Genomic DNA, 1,079 nt, shown 5'->3' with positions numbered 1-1,079 from the left:
GTTGCGCAGGCTGAAGATCCGTTCCTTGGCGCGGGCCCGCTCCTCGTCACGGCGACCGCCGCCGAACACCGCGTCGAACCTGTGGGTGGTGATCGCGTCCAGCAGCGGCACGGTCTGCAACGGGTTGCGGGTGCCGTCGGGGCGCTCGGCCAACCGGCCGTCGTCGATGTAGTCCTGCACCTTGGCGACTTCCAGCCGCAGCCCGTGCCGGGCCACGACCCGGTCGCGGAACTCGATGACCTCGTCGAAGTTGTGGCCGGTGTCCACGTGCAGCAGCGGGAACGGCACCGGCGCGGGCCAGAACGCCTTCACCGCCAGGTGCAGCAGCAGGGTCGAGTCCTTGCCGCCGGAGAACAGGATCACCGGCCGGTCGAACTCGCCCGCCACCTCGCGGAAGATGTGGATCGCCTCGGACTCCAGGCGGCCCAACGTGTCCAGAGCTGTCGCGGTGGTCATCCGTGCAACCCGCATTCGGTCTTGGCCAGCCCGGCCCACCGGCCGCTGCGGGCGTCGGCGCCCGGCAGCGGCTTCGCGGTGCACGGCGCGCAGCCGATGGAGGGGTAACCCGCCTGCACCAGCGGGTTCTCCAGGATCCCGTGCTCGGCGATGTAGGCGTTGAACTGCTCGTCGGACCACGGTGCGATCGGGTTGACCTTCACCAGCCCGTTGCGCTCGTCCCACTGCACGATCGGCGTGTCCGCCCGGGTCGGCGCGTCCACGCGGCGCACACCGGTGACCCACGCGTCGTAGTTCTTCAAGGTCCGCTGCAACGGGATGACCTTGCGCAACTGGCAGCACCGGTTCGGGTCGGTCCGGTTCAGCAGGCCGAACTCGGCCTCCTGGTCGGCCACCGACTGCTCGGCCGCGGCGTTGACGATGTGCACCTCGGGGTAGACCAGGTCGACCGCGTCACGCGTGCCGATGGTCTCGGCGAAGTGGTAGCCGGTCTCCAGGAACAGCACGTCCACGTCCGGCTTGACCTTGGCGGCCAGGTCGATCAGGACGGCGTCCTGCATGTTCGACGCGACGATCCAGCTCTCGCCGAACGTGCGGGCGGTCCACGCGAGGGCCTCCTCGGC

2 protein-coding genes are annotated in these 1,079 nt (G+C 69.9%); both read right to left on the bottom strand.

What is annotated here, in order from left to right:
• On the bottom strand, positions 1 to 456 hold a 456-nt coding region (gene cysD, locus LZG04_RS41385), incomplete at its 3' end, for a sulfate adenylyltransferase subunit CysD (protein ID WP_233827435.1).
• The coding region (locus LZG04_RS41380) for a phosphoadenylyl-sulfate reductase (protein WP_233827434.1) at positions 453 to 1,079 on the bottom strand (627 nt) is incomplete at its 5' end. The genes cysD and LZG04_RS41380, both read right to left, overlap by 4 nt.

This window comes from Saccharothrix sp. S26 (assembly GCF_021390395.1).
In the GTDB taxonomy this organism is placed as follows: Bacteria; Actinomycetota; Actinomycetes; order Mycobacteriales; family Pseudonocardiaceae; genus Actinosynnema.
This window is presented reverse-complemented; position numbering and strand designations above follow the sequence as displayed.